Origin of the sequence: Nonomuraea spiralis, from assembly GCF_014648435.1 — a bacterium.
GTDB classification, from domain to species: domain Bacteria; phylum Actinomycetota; class Actinomycetes; order Streptosporangiales; family Streptosporangiaceae; genus Nonomuraea; species Nonomuraea spiralis.
This window is the reverse complement of sequence record NZ_BMRC01000021.1, coordinates 85,983-102,964: the sequence shown is the minus strand read 5'-3', so window position 1 is coordinate 102,964 and position 16,982 is coordinate 85,983. Positions and strand designations below refer to the sequence as shown.

At 70.3% G+C, this 16,982-nt stretch carries 10 protein-coding genes; 5 read left to right on the top strand and 5 right to left on the bottom strand.

The window, feature by feature from the left end; all coding sequences use genetic code 11:
* Window positions 1-115: 115 nt before the first annotated feature.
* The 3 genes from IEZ27_RS37985 (at window position 116) to IEZ27_RS37975 (ending at window position 7,451) form a co-directional block, all read left to right on the top strand.
* On the top strand, window positions 116-3,010 hold the full coding sequence (locus IEZ27_RS37985; RefSeq protein WP_229824722.1) for a glycoside hydrolase family 48 protein: 2,895 nt from the start codon (window positions 116-118) through the stop codon (window positions 3,008-3,010).
* A gap of 11 nt (window positions 3,011-3,021) precedes the next feature.
* Entirely contained in the window at window positions 3,022-5,784 is a 2,763-nt protein-coding gene (locus IEZ27_RS37980) for a glycoside hydrolase family 9 protein (RefSeq protein ID WP_189651702.1), read from the top strand.
* 65 nt (window positions 5,785-5,849) lie between these two features.
* A complete protein-coding gene (locus IEZ27_RS37975) occupies window positions 5,850-7,451 on the top strand; it encodes a cellulase family glycosylhydrolase (RefSeq protein ID WP_189651701.1) in 1,602 nt (533 codons plus the stop codon).
* A gap of 125 nt (window positions 7,452-7,576) precedes the next feature.
* Here the strand turns inward: IEZ27_RS37975 and IEZ27_RS37970 are convergent, their stop codons facing one another.
* Window positions 7,577-8,098 carry a hypothetical protein gene (locus IEZ27_RS37970; RefSeq protein WP_189651700.1) on the bottom strand — a complete coding sequence of 174 codons (522 nt, stop codon included), beginning with the start codon at window positions 8,096-8,098 and terminating at the stop codon, window positions 7,577-7,579.
* On the bottom strand, window positions 8,095-9,177 hold the full coding sequence (locus IEZ27_RS37965; RefSeq protein ID WP_189651699.1) for a lytic polysaccharide monooxygenase: 1,083 nt from the start codon (window positions 9,175-9,177) through the stop codon (window positions 8,095-8,097). The genes IEZ27_RS37970 and IEZ27_RS37965 overlap by 4 nt, the downstream gene beginning before the upstream one ends.
* A 269-nt stretch (window positions 9,178-9,446) precedes the next feature.
* On the opposite strand from IEZ27_RS37965, the gene IEZ27_RS37960 reads away from it, so the two are divergent.
* The gene (locus tag IEZ27_RS37960; protein WP_229824721.1) at window positions 9,447-10,811 is read left to right on the top strand and encodes a GH12 family glycosyl hydrolase domain-containing protein; all 1,365 of its coding nucleotides are present in this window, start codon (window positions 9,447-9,449) and stop codon (window positions 10,809-10,811) included.
* Window positions 10,812-10,848: 37 nt separating this feature from the next.
* On the opposite strand, the gene IEZ27_RS37955 is transcribed toward IEZ27_RS37960, so the two are convergent.
* The 3 genes from IEZ27_RS37955 to IEZ27_RS37945 all read right to left on the bottom strand — a co-directional run bounded on the left by IEZ27_RS37955 (window position 10,849) and on the right by IEZ27_RS37945 (window position 15,471).
* Complete coding sequence (locus tag IEZ27_RS37955; RefSeq protein ID WP_189651697.1) at window positions 10,849-12,093, bottom strand: serine/threonine-protein kinase; 1,245 nt, start codon at window positions 12,091-12,093, stop codon at window positions 10,849-10,851.
* The gene (locus IEZ27_RS37950; RefSeq protein ID WP_189651696.1) at window positions 12,080-13,051 is read right to left on the bottom strand and encodes a LacI family DNA-binding transcriptional regulator; all 972 of its coding nucleotides are present in this window, start codon (window positions 13,049-13,051) and stop codon (window positions 12,080-12,082) included. Before IEZ27_RS37950 ends, IEZ27_RS37955 begins: the two co-directional genes overlap by 14 nt.
* Before the next feature lie 230 nt (window positions 13,052-13,281).
* On the bottom strand, window positions 13,282-15,471 hold the full coding sequence (locus tag IEZ27_RS37945; RefSeq protein WP_189651752.1) for a transglycosylase domain-containing protein: 2,190 nt from the start codon (window positions 15,469-15,471) through the stop codon (window positions 13,282-13,284).
* Between the two features lie 204 nt (window positions 15,472-15,675).
* Between IEZ27_RS37945 and IEZ27_RS37940 the strand changes: the two genes are divergently transcribed.
* On the top strand, window positions 15,676-16,971 hold the full coding sequence (locus IEZ27_RS37940) for a cytochrome P450 (protein ID WP_189651695.1): 1,296 nt from the start codon (window positions 15,676-15,678) through the stop codon (window positions 16,969-16,971).
* The last annotated feature ends 11 nt before the right edge of the window (window positions 16,972-16,982 follow it).

Genomic DNA, 16,982 nt, shown 5'->3' with positions numbered 1-16,982 from the left:
CGCCGAGGGGCACCCACAATCCCCCTTGGGAGCGCTCCCACACCCCTACTCCCATGGAGATCCCGTGAAGTACAGACCTCCTTCCCGTCTTTCCCGCTTGTCGAGGCGGCTCGCCGTGGCCACGACCCTCGTCCTCGCGGCGGGCACGACCACGACCCTCGCGGCGCTTCCCGCGCACGCCGCCGTCGCCTGTGACGTGACGTACGCGGCCAACCAGTGGACGAGCGGCCCGGGGCAGGGCGGGTTCACCGCCAACCTGACCCTGAAGAACACCGGCGACCCGATCACCTCGTGGACGCTGGGCTTCGACTTCCCGACCACGGGCCAGAAGTACACGCCGACCGGCTGGAGCGCCAACTGGAGCCAGTCGGGCACGCGCGTCACCGCCACCAACATGCCGTGGAACGGCAGCCTGGCCACCGGCGCCTCGACGACGCTCGGCTTCAACGGCACCTGGACGGGCAGCAACCCGAGCCCGACCTCGTTCACCGTGAACGGCGTGACCTGCGGCGGCGCCAACACCCCGCCCACGGTCGCGCTGACCTCGCCCACCGCCGGCCAGACGTTCACCGCCCCGGCCACCGTGGCCATCGCCGCGAACGCCGCCGACACCGACGGCACGGTCTCCAAGGTCGACTTCTACCAGGGCTCCACGCTGCTCGGCACCGACACCTCGGCGCCCTACGGCTACAACTGGCAGAACGTGCCCGCGGGCAGCTACTCGATCACCGCGAAGGCCACCGACAACGGGGGCGCGACCACGACCTCGGCCCCGGTCGGGATCACCGTCTCCCAGAACACCGGCCCCGCCCTCGTGGTGAGCCCGGCCACGATCTCCGTGCCGGAGCAGGGGACCGCGAGCTTCGGCGTGAAGCTCTCGCAGGCGCCCGCCGCGAACGTGACCGTCACCACCGCCAGGACCAGCGGCGACACCGACCTGACCGTCGGCTCGGGCGGCACGCTCACCTTCACCCCGGCCAACTGGAACACCGCCCAGAACGTCACCCTGGCCGCCGCGAACGACGCCGACACCACCAGCGGCACCGCCGAGTTCACGGTGAGCGCGACCGGCTACACCCCGGTCAAGGTCACCGCCAGCGAGGCCGACGACGACCTCGGCGGCGACAACGAGTACGTCAAGCGCTTCGTCGAGATGTACAACGAACTGCACGACCCGGCCAACGGGTACTTCTCGCCCGAGGGCGTGCCGTACCACTCGGTGGAGACGTTCATGGTCGAGGCGCCCGACCAGGGGCACGAGACCACGTCCGAGGCCTACAGCTACTACCTGTGGCTGGAGGCGACGTACGGGCAGGTGACCGGTGACTGGGCGAAGTTCAACAACGCCTGGGCCTCGATGGAGAAGTACATCATCCCCTCGACCGCCGACCAGCCGACGAACTCCTTCTACAACCCCTCGAAGCCGGCCACGTACGCGGCCGAGTACAACGACATCAAGCAGTACCCGACGCAGATCGACTCCGGCGTCTCGGTGGGCACCGACCCGCTGGCGAACGAGCTGAAGAGCGCGTACGGGACCGGCGACGTCTACGGCATGCACTGGCTGCTGGACGTCGACAACACCTACGGCTTCGGCCGTTGCGGCGACGGCACCACCAAGCCGGCCTACATCAACACCTACCAGCGCGGGCCGGAGGAGTCGGTCTTCGAGACGATCCCGCAGCCGTCCTGCGACACCTTCAAGCACGGCGGCACGAACGGCTACCTCGACCTGTTCATCAAGGACAGCTCGTACGCCAAGCAGTGGAAGTACACCAACGCCCCCGACGCCGACGCGCGGGCGGTGCAGGCCGCGTACTGGGCGCAGACGTGGGCCAAGCAGCAGGGCAAGGAGTCGCAGATCTCGGCGTCGGTCGCCAAGGCCGCCAAGATGGGCGACTACCTGCGTTACGCGATGTACGACAAGTACTTCAAGAAGCCCGGCTGCACCAGCACCTCGTGCGCCCCGGGCACCGGCAAGGATGCCTCCAACTACCTGCTGTCCTGGTACTACGCCTGGGGCGGCGCGACCGACTCCAGCGCGGGCTGGGCCTGGCGCATCGGCTCCAGCCACAACCACTCCGGCTACCAGAACCCGCTCGCGGCCTGGGCGCTGGCGAACGTGGCCGAGCTGAAGCCCAAGAGCGGCACCGGCGTGGCCGACTGGAGCACCAGCCTCACCCGCCAGCTCCAGTTCTACACCTGGCTCCAGTCCGCGGAGGGCGCCATCGCGGGTGGCGCGACCAACAGCTGGGAGGGCCACTACGCCACCCCGCCGACGGGCCTGCCGAAGTTCCACGGCATGACCTACGACTGGCAGCCCGTCTACCACGACCCGCCGTCGAACCAGTGGTTCGGGTTCCAGGCGTGGACCATGGAGCGGGTGGCCGAGCTGTACTACGCCTCGGGCAACGCCGACGCCAAGGCGCTGCTGGACAAGTGGGTCTCCTGGGCGATGGCCAACACCACGATCAACGCGGACGGCACGTACCAGATCCCGTCGACGCTGAAGTGGACCGGTCAGCCCGTCGCCGACTTCAGCTCCCCGAACGGCATGCCGCCGGCCAACCCCGGCCTGCACGTGACGATCGCCGACTACACCAACGACGTCGGCGTGGCCGGTTCGTACGCCAAGACGCTGATGTACTACGCGGCCAAGGCGAACAACAGCGCGGCCAGGAACATGGCCAAGGCGCTGCTGGACGGCGTGTGGAAGAACCGCGACGCCAAGGGCGTGTCGGTGCCGGAGACGAAGACCGACTACAAGCGGCTCAACGACCCGGTCTACGTGCCCCCGGGCTGGAGCGGCAAGATGCCGAACGGCGACACGATCAACTCCGGCTCCACGTTCATGTCGATCAGGTCCTTCTACAAGAACGACCCCGACTGGCCCAAGGTGAACGCCTACCTCCAGGGCACGGGCCCCGCGCCCACGTTCAACTACCACCGCTTCTGGGCGCAGGTGGACGTGGCCGTGGCCCTGGCCGAGTACGGGCGGCTCTTCCCGTGAGAAAGGCGGCCATGATCGCCGCGGCGTCGCTGGTCCTGCCCCTGCTCGCAGGGGTGGGGCCGGCGGCCCACGCGGCCGCGCCCGCCTTCGCCTACGGGGAGGCGCTGCAGAAGTCGTTGTGGTTCTACGAGGCCCAGCAGTCGGGTGACCTACCCGGCTGGAACCGCGTCTCCTGGCGCGGCGACTCGGGCATGAACGACGGCAAGGACGCCGGGCTGGACCTGACCGGAGGCTGGTACGACGCGGGCGACCACGTCAAGTTCGGCTTCCCGATGGCCTTCTCGGCCACGATGCTGGCGTGGGGCGGCGTGGAGTACCGCGACGCGTACGCCGGGTCCGGCCAGCTCACCCACCTGCTGAACAACCTGAAGTTCGTCAACGACTACTTCATCAAGGCCCACCCGTCGGCCAACGTGCTGTACGGGCAGGTCGGCAACGGCGGCACCGACCACGCCTGGTGGGGCCCGGCCGAGGCCATGCAGATGAACCGGCCCGCCTACAAGATCGACGCGTCCTGCGGCGGCTCGGACCTGGCAGGGGAGACGGCGGCGGCGATGGCGGCCTCGTCGATCGTCTTCCGCCCGACCAACCCGACATATGCCGACACGCTGGTGACGCACGCCAAGCAGCTCTACTCCTTCGCCGACACGGTCAGGAAGAAGTACAGCGACTGCGTCAGCGACGCCCAGGGTTACTACAACTCCTGGAGCGGCTACAACGACGAGCTGGTGTGGGGCGCGATCTGGCTCTACCGGGCCACGAACGACGCCGCGTACCTGGCCAAGGCCGAGGCCGGGTACGACAACCTTGGCAATGAGCCGCAGACCACGACGAAGTCGTACAAGTGGACGATCGCCTGGGACGACAAGTCGTACGGCGCGTACGTGTTGCTGCACAAGCTCACCGGCAAGCAGAAGTACCTGGACGACGCCAACCGCTGGCTCGACTGGTGGACGGTCGGCGTCAACGGCTCCAAGGTCAAGTACTCGCCGGGCGGCGAGGCCGTGCTGGACCGGTGGGGGTCGCTGCGGTACGCGGCCAACACCTCGTTCGTCGCGCTCGTGCACAGCGACTCGATCACCGACGCCGAGCGCAAGGCCCGCTACCACGACTTCGCGGTCCGGCAGATCGACTACGCGCTCGGCGACAACCCGCGCAACTCCTCGTACCTGATCGGGTTCGGGGCCAACCCGCCGAAGAACCCGCACCACCGTACGGCGCACGGCTCGTGGACCGACCAGATCACCAACCCGGTCAACAGCCGCCACACCCTGTACGGCGCGCTCGTCGGCGGCCCGCCCGACCCCGACGACGTCTACACCGACAAGCGCGACGACTACGTCATGAACGAGGTCGCCACCGACTACAACGCGGGCTTCACCAGCGCCCTGGCCAGGCTCTACAAGGAGTACGGGGGAGCGCCCGCGGCGAGCTTCCCGCCCGCCGAGACCCCGGACGGCCCGGAGATCTTCGTCGAGGCGGGCGTGAACGCCTCCGGCACGAACTTCACCGAGATCAAGGCCATCGTGCGCAACCAGTCGGCTTGGCCCGCCCGGGTCCTGTCGGACGGCTCGTTCCGCTACTACTTCACCCTCGACGGCTCGACGACCGCCGCGCAGATCAGCGTGTCGTCGGCCTACACGCAGTGCAAGGCCCCCACGCTCGCTCCGGCCGGCGGGAGCGTGTACTACGTGAACATCGACTGCTCCGGGCAGGCCATCGCCCCGGCCGGGCAGTCGCAACACCGCAGGGAGGTGCAGTTCCGGATCAGCAGCGCGGGCTCCTGGGACCCGTCCGACGACTGGTCGTACAAGGGCATCCCGGCCACGCCGGGCGCGACGCCGGTGCTGACGAAGAACATCACCCTCTACAGCGGCGCCACCAAGATCTGGGGTGAGCCCCCGGGTCCGGAGGAGCAGGACACGACAGCGCCCAGCAAGCCGGGCAAACCCGCGGTCTCCGGGATCACGGGCACGGCGGCGAAACTGAGCTGGACGGCCTCCACGGACAACGTGGGAGTGACCGGTTACGACGTCTACCTGGGGTCCACCAAGGCGGGCACGGCCACCGGCACCTCCTTCGACCTGAGCGGGCTCACCCCTGCCACGGCCTACGCCGCCCACGTGGTGGCCAGGGACGCGGCGGGCAACACCTCGGCGGCCTCGGACGCGACGACGTTCACCACCACCGGCACCGAGGACAGGACGCTACCCAGCAAACCCGGCAAACCCTCCGTCACGGGCATCACCGGCTCGGGCGCGAAGGTGAGCTGGGCGGCCTCCACGGACGACGTGGGAGTGACCGGTTACGACGTCTACCTGGGGTCCACCAAGGTGGGCACGGCCACCGGCACGTCGTACGACCTGGGCGGGCTCAGCTCCGCGACGGCGTACACCGTCTCGGTGGTGGCCAGGGACGCGGCCGGCAACAGCTCGGCGGCCTCCGACGGCACGTCGTTCACGACCGCGGACGCGCCGGCCGGTGGTTGCGCGGCCACGTTCAAGGTGACCAACGCCTGGGGTGGCGCGTACCAGGCCGAGGTGACGGTCAAGAACACCGGCGCCGCGCCCGTCACCGGCTGGACGGCCGCCTGGTCGTCCGCCGGACAGATCACCCAGCTCTGGGGCGGCAAGCTCACCCAGACCGGCTCGGCGGTGTCGGTCAGGAACGAATCGTGGAACGGCGGGCTCGCCGCCGGCGCCACGACCACGTTCGGCTTCATCGCCAACGGCACCCCCGCCACCCCCGACCCGATCACCTGCACCCCCGCCTGAGCGAAGACCCCGCCCCCGCCGCAGGAGCGGCGGGGGCGGATCCACGGCTCAGTGAAAGGCAGCCCATGCGATCACTGTTCACCGCGCCGGCCCTCGCCGTCGCCTTCGTGGCCGCGCTCGTGACCGCCCTCGTGACCGTGCCAGGCACCGCGGCGCGGGCCGCCACCGGCATCCACGTGAGCGGTACGAAGATCCTGGAAGGCAACGGCCAGGAGTTCGTCATGCGCGGCACCAGCCACGCCCACACCTGGTTCCCGACCCGGACCAAGGCGTTCGCCGACATCAAGTCGCTGAAGGCCAACACCGTGCGCGTCGTGCTCAGCGGCGGCCGGTGGAGCGCCAACTCCGTCTCCGACGTGGCCGATGTGGTCTCGCTGTGCAAGCAGAACAAGCTCATCTGCGTGCTGGAGGACCACGACACCACCGGGTACGGCGAGCAGAGCGGCGCGTACACCCTCGACCAGGCCGCCGACTACTGGATCAGCGTCAAGAGCGCCCTGGTCGGCCAGGAGGACTACGTCGTCGTCAACATCGGCAACGAGCCGATCGGCAACAACGCCACCACACCCGGCTGGGCCGACGCCACCAAGGCCGCGATCCAGAAACTGCGCGCCAACGGCTTCGGCCACGCGCTGATGGTGGACGCCCCCGCCTGGGGCCAGGACTGGCAGAACGTCATGCGCGACAGCGCCGCGTCCGTCTTCAACGCCGACCCGGCCAAGAACACGATCTTCTCCGTGCACATGTACGGCGTCTACGACACGGCCGCCGAGATCACCTCGTACCTGGACGCGTTCCGGACGGCCGGGTTGCCGCTGGTCATCGGCGAGTTCGGGTTCAACCACTCCGACGGCAACCCCGACGAGGACACGATCATGGCCCAGGCCGTGAGCCGCGGCGTCGGATATCTCGGCTGGTCGTGGAGCGGCAACGGCGGCGGCGTCGAGTACCTGGACCAGGTCACGAACTTCGACGTCACCCAGCTCACCTCGTGGGGCCGGCGGCTGTTCAACGGCGCCGACGGCATCGCCGCGACCGCCAGGCAGGCCACGGTCTACGGCGGCACCACCACCGACCCGACCCCGCCGACCGCCCCCGGCACCCCGTCGGCCTCGAACGTCACCGCGTCCGGAGCCGCCCTGACCTGGGCGACCTCCACCGACAACGTGGGCGTGACCGGCTACGACGTCTACACCTCGACCGGCGCCCCGCTCGGCGCGACCGCGACCGCCTCGATCACCCTGACCGGCCTGACGCCCGCGACCGCCTACCAGGTGTACGTGAAGGCCAGGGACGCGGCGGGCAACCAGTCGGCCGCCTCGCCCACGGCCTCCTTCACCACCCTGCCGGGCAGCGGCGGCGGCTGCACCGCGGCCGGGACCGTCCAGAGCCAGTGGAACAACGGGTACGTCCTGCAGCCCGTCACGGTGACCAACACCGGCACGACCACCACGAACGGCTGGACGGTGACGTTCACGCTGCCCGCGGGCCACACGGTGACCGGGTTCTGGAACGCCGCCGTGACCGTCAGCGGCCGGACCGTGACCGCCAGGAACCTGGGCTACAACGGCACGCTCGCCCCCGACGCCGCCACCAGCTTCGGGATCCAGGCCGGCCGCCCGAACGGCGACACGTCCGTTCCGTCCGGCTACACCTGCGCCGGCTAGAGAAGGAGGAGGTGAGGCCGACCCGCTGATCCTGCCTGCGAACCATCCCGCCCGGATGGGACGGACGCGGCCGGCGAACCCCCAGCCGGCCGCGTCCGTTTGCCCACCCCGATCCGGGGCGGGCGTCAGCGTTGGTCCAGGGCGTGGGCGAAGCGTTCGCGGGCCGCGTCGATGGCCGTCTCGTCCGAGAACTCGGCGAACGCCTCGTCGTGGTACCGCTCGGGGATCAGCCTCCTGACCCGCTCCGGGTATCCGGGCCCGGCCGCCGGCACCTCTACCCGCGGCGGGACGCCCAGCCGTACGGCGATGGGCCCCGAGGCCCGTACGGACATGGCCCAGTCGCGGCTCTCGCCGACGATCGCGCACAGATGCCGGGCGTAGACCCGGCGCACCTCGACCAGGCTGGAGGCGTCCGGCGGGTCCATGCCGAACGGCTCCACCGCGCACACCACCCGCGACTCGAACCCGTGCCCGTGGCCCTGGTGCTCCTCCGGAGTGGCCCGTTCGAGTATCAGCGTCACCTGGGCGGCGAGCTCCTGGTCGAGCCGCGCCGACTCCTGGTGGACGGCGAACAGCGTCACCCCGGCCAGCGCCAGGCCGGCCAGGGCGACGCCCGCCGCGAGCCGCCCGCGACGTGTCGCGGTCACGGGCTCGTACAGGTCAGGGCCGGTGCGGGGCTCGGGATCGAGCCGGTGGCGTTGAAGCCGAACGTGGTGGTCGCGTTCGGGGCGAGCTGGCCGTTGTAGGCGGCGTTCTTGACGGCCACGTTCGGTGGCTGGGCGGACAGGACGCCGTTCCAGGGTGCGCCCTCGAAGCCCTGGCCGCCGCCGTAGGCCCACTTGACCGTCCAGCCGTTGAGCGAGGCCGAGCCGGTGTTCCTCACTGTCACCTCGCCCTGGAAGTGGCCGGCCCAGCCGGTGTCGGTGGCCTTCCAGGTGGCGGTGCAGCCGCCCGGGTTGGGGCCGGTCGGGGTCACCGTCGGGGTGACGGTCGGGGTGACGGTGGGTGTGGCCGACGGCGTGCCGCCGCCGGGGCCGACGCCGGTGACCTGGCCGTTGCCGCCGTCAAAGGTGACGTCGGAGCAGCTGTAGAAGTTCTCGTTGCTGTCGGAGCGGATCCAGTGGGTGTAGATGATGTGGCGCCCGCTCTTGCCGGACGGGAGCTGGGCGTTCCAGTAGTAGTAGTTGAGCCCGCCGGGGCCGCCGTTGGCGGGCGGGTTGGTGGAGCTGCCGAACGACTCCAGGTCCGACCACTTGAGCGGGGCGTCGGGGTTCCAGCCGTTCTTGGTGACGTAGTAGACGAACGTGCCGGGGTGCTGGGCCCAGTTGCTGTGCCGCATCTGGATGGTCGCGCCCGAGGTCAGGTGCGTCAGGGGCCAGTCGGAGCGTACGGCGTTGTAGGCGGTGAAGTCGTAGGGGCCGCCGGTGCCGCCGCTGCAGAGCTGGCCGTCGGGGATGAACCCGCTGGTACGCCCCGCGCCGTCGGAACGCAGCACGGCGAACCAGTTGTACAGCGGGGTCGGGCCGCTCTGGGCGACGGCCGCCGCACAGGCCGGGTTGTAGGAGATGATCTGGCCGTTCTCCCGCAGGCCGTCCTGCCAGCACAGGAACGTCCTGGCCCCGGGGAACATGGACACGCCGTGGGCCTGCGCCTGCGGCGGCGCGATCAGGAAGGTGGTCAGCAGGACCAGGGCGGCGGTGAGGGCCGCCGTTCGAAAGTGTTTCATGGGGATTCCTTCGCGCATGGGAACACAGGAATCTGCCCACGATCAGCCCGCCCGGCGAGCGCATTGAACCACGGCGGCCGTCGCCTCGACAACGCGCTGTGAAACTTTCAGCCGATCTTGGTCATGGTTGCCCTGGTGGCCCGGCCCCGAGGTGGCGGACGGAGGCGGGGCTGCTTGCCGTACGAGGGGCGACGCCTGGAACCTGACTATGGGAGCGCTCCCAGCATCCCCTCCGATCAGAGAAGCGGGAGCAACATGCCATGAGGCGCGTGCAGATCATCATCCTGGCCGTCGCGGCGTTACTCGGCGCCGGCCTGTTCCTGGCACCGGCGCAGGCCGCCCCGGTGTTGTGCGAGAAGTGGGGCTCGACCACCGTCCAGAACGGCCGCTACATCGTCATGAACAACGTCTGGGGCGCCGACACCGCCCAGTGCGTCGACGTCAACCAGAACGGCGGCTTCACCGTCACCCAGGCCGACCACAACAAGGCCACGAACGGCGCCCCGGCCGCCTACCCGGCCATCTACGCGGGCTGCCACTACGCCGCCTGCACCACCGGCAGCGGCCTGCCGATGCAGGCGGGCTCGTCCGGATTCGGCGCGCTGAGGTCCAGCATCACCATGACCTACCCGAACGCCGGCACCTGGGACGCCGCGTACGACATCTGGTTCGACCCCACCCCGCGCACCGACGGCCAGAACACCGGCGCGGAGGTGATGATCTGGCTCAACAAACGCGGCTCGATCCAGCCCGTCGGCTCCCAGGTCGGCACGGCGAACCTGGCCGGCGGCACCTGGCAGGTCTGGTACGGCAACATCGGCTGGAACGTCGTCTCCTACGTGCGCACCTCGGCGACCTCCTCGCTCGACTTCGCCGTCGACACCTTCTACTCCGACGCGATCAGCCGCGGGTACGCCCAGCGCTCGTGGTACCTGACCAGCGTCCAGGCCGGGTTCGAGCCGTGGGCGGGCGGCGCCGGGCTGGCCGTCGGCTCGTTCTCCTTCGGCTCCGGCGGCGGCACGACCGACCGGACGCCGCCCACCACGCCGGGCGCCCCGGCCGCCTCCGGCACGACAGCCGGCGCCACCACGCTCACCTGGGGCGCCTCCACCGACACCGGCGGCAGCGGCCTGGCCGGGTACGACGTCCTGCGCGCCACCGGCGACACCTTCACCCAGGTCGGCACGAGCACCACGACCTCCTACACCGACACCGGCCTGACCCCCGCCACGACCTACCGCTACCGCGTCAGGGCGCGCGACGGCGCGGGCAACCTCTCACCCGAGTCCGCGGCCGTCACCGTCACCACCCAGAACGGCGGCGGAGGCGGCGGCTGCACCGCGACCGCGACCACCCAGAACGCCTGGAACAACGGGTACGTGATCCAGCCGGTCACCGTCACCAACCGCGGCACCGCCACGCTCAACGGCTGGACCGTCACCTTCCCGCTCCCGCCGGGCCACACGATCACCGGCTCGTGGGGCGCGAACGTCTCCGTCGGCGGCGGCACCGTGACCGTCCGGAACCTGCCCTACAACGGCACCCTGGCCCCGAACGCGAGCACCACGTTCGGCTTCCAGGCGTCCCGTCCCGACGGCGACACGCAGGTGCCCACCGGCTACACCTGCGCCTGAGCAGCGTCATGAGGGGTACGGGAGGCCGTCGTACCCCTCAGTCGGGCTTCATGGCCCGGTCGATCACCGTGAGCTTGGCCAGCAGCTCGGCGCGGCAGGCGGGGGCGAGGCGGCCCTCCCGGGCCCGGTCGGCGACCTTGCGCCGCAGCTCGGCCGTGTCGGTGACCGCCGAGCCGCGTACCAGGTGGTCGAGCACCTGCTTGAGGTCGAGGACCACGTCCGCGTCGGTCGCGTCGCACGTCCTGCCGGCTTCGAGGGAGTCGTGGAAGCCGTCCACCGCCTGCTCGACGGTGACCGGGACGGCCGGCGAGCTCTCCATCACCCGGGCCGACGCCGGCGCCGAGGAGGGCGGCGTGACCTGCGGCGACAACACGGGCTCCGGCTCCGGCCGCTGGAACCACAGCAACACGGAGAGCGCCAGCATCGCCGACCCCGCGACCGTGAGCCCGCGCCGTACCTGCCGGGCGATCCCGGCCGTGCCGAGCGCCGAGGTCAGCGAGACGACGATCTCCTCGGCCGTGGGCCGCTCGTCGGGCAGGTGCGCCAGGCAGCTCTGGCAGAGCGAGGCGACGCCGTGCGGCACGCCGGTCACCCGGGGCGGGGGATCGGTCCGGCGCGCGGCCTCGATCTCCTCCCACGTGGTCTCCGGGTACGGCGTGCGCCCGGTGATCATGGCGAACAGCAGCACGCCCAGGGCGTACACGTCCACGGCCGGGTGGGTGGGGGCGCCGAGGAGGCGTTCGGGGGCGACGTATGGAGGGGTGCCGCGGTCGTCGTCGGGGTCGCCGGCCCAGGCCGCGATGCCGAAGTCGAGCAGCTTCGGGCCGTCGGCGGTGAGCAACACGTTCTCGGCGGTGACGTCCCGGTGCACCAGGCCGCGGGCGTGCCCGGCCATCAGCACGCGGGCCAGGCGCAGGGCGATGGCCGCCGCCTCGGTCCACGGCAGCGGCCCCTCGGCGATGCGCTCGGCCAGCGGGGTGCCGTCGAGCAGGGGCATCACCACGTACGCGGCCACGCCGCCCTTCGCGGTGACGGTCTCGCCGTAGTCGTAGATCTCGATCGAGTCCCGGTGGATGAACCGGGCTGCGGCGCGGGCCTCGCTGCGGACCCGGACGCGTTCGCCGTGGTCGGTGTGCAGCGAGGCGGTCAGCACCTTGACCGCGACCAGCCGGTGCAGTGACTGGTCGAAGGCACGCCAGATGACCGACATGCCGCCGTGGGCCAGCGGGTCCAGCAGCAGGTACCGCCGGGCCAGCACGTCCCCCGGCTCAAGCTGACTCACGGATGACCAGTTCCGTGGGGAGGACGGGGTCGATCCCCGTCGCCCCCGTCAGGAGGAGGCGGGTGGCGACCGTGGCGAGCTCCTCGACGGGCTGGCGGATGGTGGTCAGCGCGGGGACGGTGTGCCGGGCCACGGGCGCGTCGTCGAAGCCGATCACGGCGACGTCCGAGGGGACCTTGCGGCCGGCCCGGCGAAGGGCCTGGATCGCGCCGGCCGCCATCAGGTCGGAGGCGACGAAGACGGCGTCGAGGCCCGGCGCGTGGCGTAAGAGCCATTGCATGGCGTGCGTGCCCGAGGCCGCGGTGAAGTCGCCGTACGCCACGGGCACGTCGGGGGCGCCGGCCGTCTGCAAAGTGCGTACGAGCCCTTCGAGCCGGTCGCGGGCGGCGGGCAGGGAGGGCGGGCCGCCGATGGCGGCCACGTTCCTGCGGCCCTGTAACAGCAGGTGCTCGGCCGCCTGCCGGCCGCCGTCGAGGTTGTCCACGTCGGCGTAGGGGAGTTTGAGGTCGTGGGGCGGGCGGCCGATGTTGCGGACCGGGATGCCCGAGGTGGACAGCTTGATGGCCAGCGGATGGCGCTCTCTCGCGCCGACGATGAGGACGGCGCCCGACAGCGCGGGGAGCGTGGAGGAGGTGGGCGTCACGGTGGTCACCAGCAGGTGGGTGCCGTGCTCGGCGATCACCGCGCCCGCGGCGGACAGGAGCCGCGCGTAGTAGGGCTCGGAGAACAGGCGGGGGAGATGGTCGCAGATCACCGCCGTGACGCCGTCCGTCAGCGTCTTGGCGGCACTTCCCCTGGGCGCGCGTTGTCGGACGTAGCCCATGCGGGAGACGGCGTCGTAGACTTGCCGGCGGGTCGAGGTACTGACCCGCACGGAGCCCGTGAGGACTCGAGATGCGGTCGCGGGGGAAACCCCTGCAGCGGCCGCCACCTGTGCCAGTGTGGGCTGCTCGGTCATGGAGCACCTCGCGGAAAGATCCTGGGAGCGCTCCCACGTTACCAATGTTTCGCCGCTGTTAATAGGGCCTTTGCAGGGAGTGCGTCCGGGTGTGCGGACCCGCTCCGAATCTGCTCAGGTAGGGGCGCTGGTTACCGTCAGAGGTTTTTGAGCCGGATGTGGATCACGCCATATTTTCCGGCCGATAGGGGGTATCCGCGACCCGCCGGATACCCCCCGAACGTCCTTCTCTAGCGACGGCCCCTGCCGCGCCCGTGGCCGTTGCCGTTGCCGTTCTGGTAGCCCTGGCCGGGCCCGAAGTCGCCGTCGGGGTTGACGTCGTTGAGGCCCTGGCCCCTGTCCTCGTCGGGCTCCTGCCTGCGGGGCGCGCAGCTCTGGCCGCAGCCGCCGAAGCGGGAGGAGTCGACCGGGGTGAAGGCCGTCGCCGGGGTGTCCTTGAGCGCGGCCTTCATGGTGGCGTTCCAGATCGGGCCGGGGATCGAGGCGCCGAAGACCGAGGGGTAGTACTGGCCGCCGATGGTGATGCTGTTCAGCTTGTGGGTCGTCGAGCCGCGCGGGTCGCCGATGCTGACCGCGCCGGCCAGGTCGGGGGTGAACCCGGCGAACCAGGCGGTGGCCTGGTCGTCGGTGGTGCCGGTCTTGCCGGCCGCCGGGCGGCCGATGCCGCCGACCCCGCGCATCGTGCCCTTGGTGAAGACGCCGGACAGGATGTTCGCCGCCGCGTCGGCCACCTCGGGGTCGAACGCCTGCGTGCACTTGGGCTTGTACTCGGTCACCTTGCCGTTGCGGTCGGTGATCTTGGTGATGGCCGTCGGCGGGCAGTACTTGCCGCGCGCGCCGATCGCCGCGTAGGCCGTGGCCACGGTCACCGGGTCCATCTCGTTGATGCCGAGCGTGAACGTCTCGAACTCCTGGAGCTTGTTGCCGTCGGAGCGCTTGATGCCGAGCGACTTGGCGGTCTCGACCACCTTGCAGAGGCCGACCTTCTGCTCCAGCGTCATGAAGAACGTGTTCACCGAGCCCCAGGTGCCGGTGGCCAGCGACTTGAAGCCGCCGCCGCCCTCGTCGTTGGTGACGGTGTGGCTCGGGTCGCCAACGTTCTGGCCCTTGCAGTTCTTGAACGCCCAGTAGTTGGGGGCGGTGTAGCCGCTGCCCACGCTGAAGCCGTCGTTGATCTTCATGCCCTGCTTGAGCGCGGTGAGCAGCGTGAACGTCTTGAACGTCGAACCGGCCTGGAAGCCGATGCCGCCGCCGTGCTGCGCGTCGGCCACCACGTTGAACGACATCTCGTGCTTGCGCCTGGAGTTGCCGTACTTGCGGCTGGCGGCCATGGCCTTGATCTCGCCCGTGCCCGGCTTGATCAGCGCCTCGGAGGCCACCGGGTTGTCGGAGGCGTAGACGTGCTTCTTGATGGCCTGCTCGGCCGCTTCCTGCATCTTCGGGTCGATCGTGGTCTGGATCTTCAGGCCACCCCGGTTGAGGAACTGGGCGCGGGTCTTGCTGGTCTTGCCGAAGGCCGGGTTGCTGAGGATCTCGTTGCGCACGTACATGCAGAAGTACGGGTACGGGCTGGCGCCGCAGCCGCCGGGCAGCGCGGTGCCCTTGTAGCCGAGCTTCTGGGCCTTGGCCTCGTCGTGCTGCGCCTGCGTGATCTTCTTGAGTTCGAGCATCCGGTCGAGCACCACGTTGCGCCGTTCGAGCAGCCGCGCGCTGGCCTTCTTGCCCAGGTTGGGGTCGGTGCTGTTCGGGTCCTGGACGGCGCCGGCCAGCGTGGCCGCCTGGGCCAGCGTCAGCTGGGAGGCCGACACGCCGAAGAAGCGCTTGGCCGCCGCCTCGACTCCGTACGCGCTGGCGCCGAAGTAGGCGATGTTGAGGTATTTGCCGAGGATCTCGTCCTTGGTGTACTTGTCCTCGACCGCCATCGCGTAGCGCAGCTCCTTGAGCTTGCGCGCGTAGCTGGCCTCAAGGGCCGCGTTCTTCTCCTTCTTGGTGGCGGCGGAGTTGAACAGCACCTGCTTGACGTACTGCTGGGTGATGGAGGAGCCGCCCTGGGCGACGCCGCCCGAGCTGAGGTTCTTGGCGAGGGCCCGCATGGTGCCTTCGATGTCGATCGCACCGTGCTCGTAGTAGCGGTAGTCCTCGATGGAGATGATGGCCGTCTTCATGATCTCGGCCACCTGGTCGAGGGCGACGTTCTCGCGGTACTCCTCGTAGAACTGCGCGATCTGGTTGCCCTTGGCGTCGAGGACCGTCGTCTTCTCGGCGAGAGGCGGTTCCTTGAGGTCCTCGGGCTTGATGTTCAGTTCCTCCGATGCCGAGACGAACATCGCTCCGGTGCCACCGACCGCCGGCAACGCGATGGCGGCGGTCACCACTCCCGCGGCCATCGCAGCCCCGGTCAGGCGCACGATGCTCGACATTCGGGAACCCATGCGGAAAAACCTCCCTATTTGGCTTTTGGCTGCATCCTAAACCCGGCCATGACCTGCTCTCGGTAAAAAGACGAAGCGCGCGGCCCGCGGGTGGATGCCTCTACCCGAATGAGACGCCCTGGCAGGGGCTTTGGTTCGGTGCCCTTCCCGACGAAATCGTTTCCTGCGGGTCTGTGGGGATAGGGCCAGGTCATGACTACTCACCGAGTGATGCCACGCGAGCGGGCGCGGGTCCGTGAGCCGGTCGCCGCTCCCCGCAAGGGGCCGGTCCTGGACGAGACCCTGCCGCTGCTGCTCGACCCGTACCGCTTCATCGGGGACCGGGCGCGGCGGCTCGGCTCCGACGTCTTCGAGACGCGGCTCATGCTCCGGCGGACCGTCTGCATGACGGGCGCCGAGGCCGCCGAGCTGTTCTACGACCCCGAGCTGTTCGTCCGGCACGGCGCCGCGCCCCGGCGACTCCAGGTGACCCTGTTCGGCAGGAACGGCGTCCAGGCGCTCGACGGCGAGATCCACCTGGCCCGCAAGGCGATGTTCATGTCGCTGATGGGCAGGGAGGGCCGCGACCGGCTGACGGAGCTGGCCGGCCGGCACTGGCGCGAGCGCATCAGCCAGTGGGAGCGCATGCCGCAGGTCGTCCTGTACGAGGAGGTCAGCAGGCTGCTGTGCCAGGCGGCGGGCGAATGGACCGGCGTGCCGCTGCCGCCCGCGCGGGTGCCCGCCGTGACCGCCACCATCCAGGCGGCCATCGAGGGCGCGGGCGGGCTCGGCGCCCGCTACCTGCGCGGCCGGTACGCCAGGATCAAGGGCGACCTGTGGTTGTCCGGCCTGATCCGCTGCGCCCGCGACAACCCCCGCCGCTTCGACGACACGGTGACCGGCCTGATCGCCCGCTATCGGGACCCCGGCGGCGCCCTGCTCCCGGTCAGGACCGCGGCCGTCGAACTGCACAACGTGCTGCGGCCCACGGTGGCGGTGGCCAGGTTCGTGACGTTCGCGGCCATGGCCCTGCACGCCAATCCCGAGCACTACGAGCGCATCCGCGAGGGCGACGAGCCGTTCGTCGAGCACTTCGTCCAGGAGGTACGCCGGTTCTACCCGTTCTTCCCGTTCGTCGCCGCCAAGGTGGCCAGACCCTTCACCTGGCACGGCGAGCACTTCCCCGAGGGCCGCCGTACCCTGCTCGACCTGCACGGCATCGACCACGACCCGCGCCTGTGGGACCGCCCGGACGAGTTCCGCCCCGAACGGTTCGCCGAATGGGACGGCGGCGAGTACGACTTCGTGCCCCAGGGCGGCGGCGACCACTACGAAGGGCACCGCTGCCCCGGCGAGTGGCTCACGATCGACCTGATGAAGCTGGCGGTGACCGCGCTGACCCGCTGGATGACGTACCGGGTGCCCGCCCAGGACCTGCGCATGCCGCCCTGGCGGGCCCCGGCCATACCCAACAGCCGTTTCGTCATCGACCAGGTGGCGGCCGGCTGAGATTCGGCCAG

Bases quoted from the DNA above. Each gene is read 5' to 3' on its own strand.
- IEZ27_RS37980 (WP_189651702.1), top strand. From the start codon at position 3,022: ATGATCGCCGCGGCGTCGCTGGTCCTGCCCCTGCTCGCAGGGGTGGGG.
- IEZ27_RS37975 (WP_189651701.1), top strand. From the start codon at position 5,850: ATGCGATCACTGTTCACCGCGCCGGCCCTCGCCGTCGCCTTCGTGGCC.
- IEZ27_RS37965 (WP_189651699.1), bottom strand. From the start codon at position 9,177: ATGAAACACTTTCGAACGGCGGCCCTCACCGCCGCCCTGGTCCTGCTG.
- IEZ27_RS37950 (WP_189651696.1), bottom strand. From the start codon at position 13,051: ATGACCGAGCAGCCCACACTGGCACAGGTGGCGGCCGCTGCAGGGGTT.
- IEZ27_RS37945 (WP_189651752.1), bottom strand. From the start codon at position 15,471: ATGTCGAGCATCGTGCGCCTGACCGGGGCTGCGATGGCCGCGGGAGTG.
- IEZ27_RS37940 (WP_189651695.1), top strand. From the start codon at position 15,676: ATGACTACTCACCGAGTGATGCCACGCGAGCGGGCGCGGGTCCGTGAG.